This window comes from Sphingomonas sp. (genome assembly GCF_031380695.1).
GTDB lineage: Bacteria > Pseudomonadota > Alphaproteobacteria > Sphingomonadales > Sphingomonadaceae > Sphingomicrobium.
Genome location: NZ_JANMWY010000052.1, coordinates 1 through 6,186 on the forward strand (window position 1 = coordinate 1; position 6,186 = coordinate 6,186).

Below are 6,186 nucleotides of genomic sequence, written 5' to 3' on the forward strand. Positions count from 1 at the left end.
CTGGTCGGGATCCAGATGCTCAGCTCGTCGGCGAGCTTCTGCATCGCCAGCACCGAGGGATGGTCGACAGTCTCGCGGGCGGTGGCGAACTGTTCCTCGTCCTCGACCCGGCAGAAATAGAGGCCTTCGAACAGCTCGGGCGGGAGCACGACCTGCGCGCCCTTCGCGGCGGCCTCGCGGACGAGGTCGGCGACGTTGGCGATGTTGTGGGCTGTGTCCTCGGTGAACGCGAGCTGGAGCGCGGCGACGGTGATAGTGGTCATACTTCTACCTCGTCATTCCCGCGAAAGCGGGAACCCAGCGCAACAAAGAAAAACTGGGTCCCCGCTTTCGCGGGGATGACGAAAGGGGGCAAGTCACTTCGGCACCTGTTGGCTGATGCAATGGAAGCTACCGCCACCGGTGAGAAGGTGGTCGGCGCGCAGGCCGACCGCCTTGCGATCGGGGAACAGCGCCTGGATCACCGCGACCGCGGCGTCGTCGAGCGGGGCGCCGTAGAGCGGGACGACCACGGCGGCATTGCCAATGACGAAATTCATGTAGCTTGCCGGCACGATCTCCCCGTCGCGCTCGATCTTGCCCGGAGAGGGCAGGGTGACGACGTCGAGCCGGGCCCGCTCGAGCCGGTCGGACGCGTCCTCATACACCGCCCGGTTGGGGTCGCCCCGCCCGCCGGTCGGGATGGCGACGCGACCGGGCGCGACATAGCGGGCGAGGTTGTCGACATGGCCGTCGGTATGATCGTTGGCGAGCCCTTCGCCGAGCCACACGACGCGGGTGGCGCCGAGATCGCGGGCCAGACGCTGCTCGATGTCGGCGCGGGACAGGCCGGGGTTACGATTGGGATTAAGCACGCATTGCTCGGTGGTCAGGAAAGTGCCCGACCCGTCGCCGTCGATCGCCCCGCCTTCGAGCATCCAGTCGGCCTTGGCGTAGGGCAAGTCGGCTTCGGCGGCGAGCCGCTCGCCGATGCTGTCGTCGCCGGGCAGGTCATATTTGCCGCCCCAGCCGTTGAAGCCGAAACCCTGCGCTCGGCGGGCCTGGCCAGAGCCGGTGACGATCGCGCCGGTATCGCGCAGCCACACGTCGCCGAATGGTTCGACGATGACCCGGGCGAAGGGCGCGAGCTTGCGCGCGATGTCGGCGCAAGGTTCGCTTGCCGCGACCAGCCACGCCGACTCGCCCCGTCCGTCGGCGTGGATCGCGCGGGCGAACTCGACCACTTCCTGTTGCGCCGGGGCGAGGTCGTCGGCCCACAGCGAATGATCGGACGGAAAACCAATCCACAGCGCCCGATGCGGCGCCCATTCGGGGAGGGGTGGGGCCATGGTGTCTGCGCCTAGCAAAGCAGTCGGCAAGCGCCAAGTTGCTCTTGTGCTTTCCAAATTCATCAGTCTAATCATCTCGCCGCGTAGGGGGAGATTGTGATGCGTCGGACTGTTTGCGTCGTGAGTTTCGTTGCGTTCGCGGGATCGTTGGCCGGCCCCGCGCTGGCCCAGGCCCAGTCGAACCTTGAGGCCGATGCCATCGCCTTTGGCGTCCGGGAAAGCGTTTCTAATATGGACCTGTCGCCCGACGGCAGGCAGGCGGTATTCGTCGGGCCCGGACCCGGGCGATCATCGGTCGTCTATATGGCGGACCTGGTGGCGGGGACGACGAAGCCGATCCTGTCGACGAGCGGCGCTCCCGAGAATGTTGGTTGGTGCGCGTTCGTCTCGGATCGCAACCTGGTTTGCCGCTATACCGCGATCGTCAAGGATGCGGTCCTGCTCCTCCCGGCGTCGCGAACCATCACGCTCGACACATCGGGCAAGAACATCAAGGAACTCGGCCAGCGCGCTTCGGCCAATGATTACGGATATCGGCAGAGCGACGGCTCGATCATCGACTGGCTGCCCGGCGGTGACAATTCCGTTCTCATGACGCGAGTGTACATCCCGGAGGCAGGACTGACGGGCGATTCGAACCTCTCGCGGACCAAGCAAGGGCTCGGTGTCGTCCGGATCAATGTCGGCTCGATGAGCGTGAGCCCGGTCGAGCCGCCCCGCATCAATGTCGATCGGTATATGAGCGACGGTCGTGGGACGGTGCGGTTAATGGGACTGGTCGAGCGGTCGGCGGAAGTGAATCTGACCGGGCGAAACAAATATCTTTATCGCCGTGCCGGGTCGCGCGACTGGAAACAACTGGTCGATTATCAAAAGGATGAGTTCGAGCCGCTTGCCATCGATTCAACCATTGATGCGCTCTATGCGCTGCGCAAGATCGACGGCCGCTATGCGCTGGTGACGCACAAGCTCGACGGCAGCGATCAGGAAACGATCGTCGCGACGAACCCGCGGGTCGATATGGACAATGTCGTCCGCAGCAGTAACGGCGAGCGCGTCATCGGCTATACCTATGCCGAGGAACGTCGGCACACGGTCTATTTCGATCCGGAATATGAGAAGCTGGCGACGGCGTTGGGCAAGGCACTGCCAAAGCTTCCCAGCGTGACCTTCGTCAACACCAGCACCGACGGCACCAAGGTCCTACTCTACGCGGGAAGCGACAACGACCCGGGTCGCTATTATCTGTTCGACAAGACCAAGAAGAGCCTGGGCGAGGTCATGCCGGCGCGGACAACGCTCGGTGATCGCAAGCTCGCCAACGTCCAGTCGATCACCTACCGAGCTGCCGACGGCATTAATATTCCGGCCTATCTCACCCTGCCGGTCGGCAAGTCGGCAACGGGGCTTCCCGCGGTCGTCCTTCCCCATGGCGGGCCGAGCGCGCGCGACGAGTGGGGGTTCGACTGGTTGTCGCAATTTCTTGCGACGCGTGGCTATGCGGTAATCCAGCCCAATTATCGCGGCTCGGCTGGCTTCGGTGATGCGTGGTTGGCCAAGAACGGCTTCCAAGGCTGGCGCACCTCGATTGGCGACGTGACCTATGCGGCGCGCTATTTGACGAGTCAGGGCATCGCCGATCCGAAGCGGCTGGCGATCGTCGGCTGGTCCTATGGCGGCTATGCGGCGCTCCAGTCGGCGGCGACCGAACCGTCGCTCTACAAGGCCGTTGTCGCGATCGCGCCGGTGACCGACCTCGCACTCTTAAAGAGCGACTATGCCGACTATACCAACAGCCTGGTGGTCAACCGGTTCGTCGGGGTCGGGCCGCACATCAGCGAAGGGTCACCGTTACGGCATAGCGGGTCGATCACGGCGCCGGTGCTGCTGGTGCATGGCGATCTCGACGTGAATGTCGGTGTTGCCCATTCGCAGAAGATGGATTCGGCCCTGCGCTCGGCGGGCAAGAGCAGTGAGCTGCTTATGTTCAAGGGCCTCGACCACCAGCTCGAGGACAGCAACGCACGCGCGCTGATGTTGAGCAAGATCGGGGCGTTGCTCGACCGGACGATCGGGCACTGACTGCAACGAAAAAGGGCGGCCCCGCGAGGGACCGCCCTTGTTTCATCGCCTGACGGGCTAGCCGATCAGCGCGAGTAGAATTCGACGACCAGATTCGGCTCCATGCGCACCGGGTATGGCACTTCGTCGAGCTTAGGCACGCGAGTAAACTGCACCTTCGACGTACCGTCCGGCACGACATAATCGGGGATGTCTCGCTCGGCGAGTTGCTGCGCTTCCATCACCAGCGCCATTTCCTGCGCCTTGGTGCCAAGCTCGATGATGTCGTTCACGTCACAGCGGCGCGAGGCGATATTGCACTTGATGCCGTTGACGCGAATGTGGCCATGGCTGACCATCTGGCGCGCCGACCAGATCGTCGGCGCGAACTTGGCGCGATAGACGATCATGTCGAGGCGGCGCTCGAGCAGGCCGATCAGGTTCTGGCTGGCGTCGCCCTTCATGCGCTCGGCATGTTGAAAGGTCTGCTTGAACTGCTTCTCGGTGACGTCGCCGTAATAGCCCTTGAGCTTCTGCTTGGCGCGTAGCTGAATGCCGAAGTCCGAAACCTTCGACTTGCGGCGCTGGCCGTGCTGGCCGGGACCATATTCGCGCTTGTTGACCGGGCTCTTCGGGCGACCGAAGACGTTTTCACCCATGCGGCGGTCGAGTTTATACTTGGCGCTAGAACGCTTGCTCACGTGATATTTCCAATTCGCTGTTGTCGTTCGTGCCTGGGCCGCACCGCATGACCTTCAAGTCGTGCGCGACCACCGCTTCACCAGGCGTGCGGGGTCAATTGCGAAGCGGCGCGCCTAGACCAGCTGGCGTGACGGGTCAACAGCAGGGGAGGGGCAGAGTTCGGGTCGGATATTCGATCAGCGAGGGTTCCGCGGTCGGCGCGGGGCTTCGACCAGCGCCCGGATCATGCCGCGCACCGCCTTGACCTCGCGGCTCGACCAGCGCGCCTTGCTCATGATCGTGCGGATGGTGTGGCGGGTGACGGTGATCCGCTCGGGGGGATGGAAATAGCCGGCGGCGAGCAGTTGCTCGTCGAGCTGGCCGATGAGTCCGTCGAGTTCGGCCTGCGGGGCAGGGGCTTCGACGTCCTTGACCGGCGGCTGGGCGAGCGCCTCGCCCTTCGACCATTCGTAAGCGAGCAGAATCACCGCCTGGGCGAGGTTGAGCGAACCGAACTCGGGGTTGATCGGGACGGTGACGATCTTGGTCGCCAGCGCGACATCTTCGCTGGCGAGACCGGAGCGCTCCGGGCCGAACAGGATCGCGGTGCGGCCGGGCGTGGCGTGGACTTCCGCTGCCATCTCCTCCGGGCCGACGACCGGCATGATGAGGTCGCGACGGCGCACGGTCGAGGCGAAGACGGTCGAGCAGTCGGCGATGGCCTCGGCAACGGTGTCGAACAGTTGCGCCTGCTGGAGGACGATGTCCGCCCCGCTCGCCGCCGGGCCGGACTCAGGATTGGGCCAGCCGTCTCGCGGGGCAACGAGGCGAAGCTCGGTCAGGCCGAAGTTGAGCATCGCCCGCGCCGCCTTGCCAACGTTCTGGCCAAGCTGCGGGCGGACGAGGATAATGATTGGGGTCAGAGCAACCGCCCCCTCCCCGGATCGACCACCGCGCCCTCCACGCTCTCGACGATTTCCGCGAAATCTTGGGGTTCGGTGAAGTCCTTGTAGACGCTGGCGAAGCGGATGTAGGCAACGTGGTCGAGGCCCTTAAGCCCGGCCATGACCGCCTCGCCGATCCGTTCGACGCCGACATCGTCGCCCTGCGTTTCCAACTGTCGTTGGATGCCAGAGACGAGCCGCTCGATCCGTTCGGGGGCGATGTCGCGCTTGCGGCAAGCCAGCGCGATCGATCGCTCAAGTTTGCGGCGGTCGAATGCCTCGCGCTTGCCGTCCTTCTTGACCACGGTGAGGTCACGCAGTTGCACGCGCTCGAAGGTAGTGAACCGCGCGCCGCAGCCCTCGCACTGCCGCCGCCGGCGGATCGCCGCGCCGTCCTCCGACGAGCGGCTGTCCTTAACTTGGCTGTCTTCATGGGCGCAGAATGGGCAGCGCATTAGCGGGCGCCTGCGCGATCAACCACGAAGACTCTAATCCTGGTAGATCGGAAAGCGGGCGCACAAGGCGCGGACGCAAACATTGACCGCTTGCTCAACCGCGCGGTCACCGGCCTTCACCCCTTCGAGCACGTCAGCCACCATGTCGCCGATGTCGCTGAATTCGGCCTCGCCGAAGCCGCGCGTGGTGCCGGCGGGCGAGCCAACGCGGATGCCGCTGGTCTGCATCGGCGGCAACGGATCGAATGGCACGCCATTCTTGTTGCAGGTGATCCCGGCACGCTCCAGCGCCTCGTCGGCGTCCTTGCCGGTGATGCCGAGTGGACGCAGGTCGACCAGCGCGAGGTGGGTGTCGGTGCCGCCCGCGACGAGATCCGCGCCACGCTCCTTGAGGCGACCGGCGAGGGTCTGGGCGTTCTTGATGACGGCGCGGGCGTAGGTCTTGAACCCGGGTTCGAGCGCTTCGCCGAACGCCACCGCCTTGGCGGCGATGACGTGCATCAGCGGGCCGCCCTGCAGCCCTGGAAACACTGCCGAGTTGATCTTCTTGGCGATGGCCTCGTCGTCGGTCAGCACCATGCCGCCACGCGGGCCGCGCAATGTCTTGTGCGTGGTGGTCGTGACGACATGCGCGTGGCCGAACGGGGTCGGATGCTCGCCCGCCGCGACCAGCCCGGCGAAATGTGCCATGTCGACCATCAGGATCGCCCCGACCTC

At 64.9% G+C, this 6,186-nt stretch carries 6 protein-coding genes and 1 pseudogene; 1 reads left to right on the top strand and 6 read right to left on the bottom strand.

Annotated features, from left to right (window positions below; genetic code table 11):
* Together RMN84_RS02205 and RMN84_RS02210 are read right to left on the bottom strand one after the other, a co-directional pair.
* Positions 1-263 (bottom strand): nitrilase-related carbon-nitrogen hydrolase (locus tag RMN84_RS02205; protein ID WP_309610577.1); only part of this gene is annotated, 263 nt, incomplete at its 3' end.
* A gap of 93 nt (positions 264-356) precedes the next feature.
* Entirely contained in the window at positions 357-1,328 is a 972-nt protein-coding gene (locus RMN84_RS02210; RefSeq protein ID WP_309610578.1) for an agmatine deiminase family protein, read from the bottom strand.
* A gap of 99 nt (positions 1,329-1,427) precedes the next feature.
* Here RMN84_RS02210 and RMN84_RS02215 point away from each other — a divergent pair, with 99 nt between their 5' ends.
* Positions 1,428-3,410, top strand: a complete 1,983-nt coding sequence (locus tag RMN84_RS02215; RefSeq protein WP_309610579.1) for an alpha/beta fold hydrolase — start codon at positions 1,428-1,430, stop codon at positions 3,408-3,410.
* A gap of 65 nt (positions 3,411-3,475) precedes the next feature.
* On the opposite strand, the gene rpsD is transcribed toward RMN84_RS02215, so the two are convergent.
* The 4 genes and pseudogenes from rpsD to glyA form a co-directional block, all read right to left on the bottom strand.
* Entirely contained in the window at positions 3,476-4,090 is a 615-nt protein-coding gene (gene rpsD / locus RMN84_RS02220; protein ID WP_309610580.1) for a 30S ribosomal protein S4, read from the bottom strand.
* 177 nt (positions 4,091-4,267) lie between these two features.
* Positions 4,268-4,993, bottom strand: a complete 726-nt coding sequence (locus RMN84_RS02225) for an RNA methyltransferase (RefSeq protein WP_309610582.1) — start codon at positions 4,991-4,993, stop codon at positions 4,268-4,270.
* Positions 4,990-5,469, bottom strand: coding sequence for a transcriptional regulator NrdR (gene nrdR / locus RMN84_RS02230; protein ID WP_309610581.1), 480 nt, complete (start codon positions 5,467-5,469; stop codon positions 4,990-4,992). The genes RMN84_RS02225 and nrdR overlap by 4 nt, the downstream gene beginning before the upstream one ends.
* Before the next feature lie 33 nt (positions 5,470-5,502).
* Positions 5,503-6,186 (bottom strand): annotated as a pseudogene (gene glyA, locus RMN84_RS02235) (serine hydroxymethyltransferase); the annotation flags it as partial.

Excerpts from the sequence above, each read along its gene's own strand:
- RMN84_RS02215 (WP_309610579.1), top strand. The coding sequence starts at position 1,428 with ATGCGTCGGACTGTTTGCGTCGTGAGTTTCGTTGCGTTCGCGGGATCG.
- nrdR (WP_309610581.1), bottom strand. The coding sequence starts at position 5,469 with ATGCGCTGCCCATTCTGCGCCCATGAAGACAGCCAAGTTAAGGACAGC.
- RMN84_RS02210 (WP_309610578.1), bottom strand. The coding sequence starts at position 1,328 with ATGGCCCCACCCCTCCCCGAATGGGCGCCGCATCGGGCGCTGTGGATT.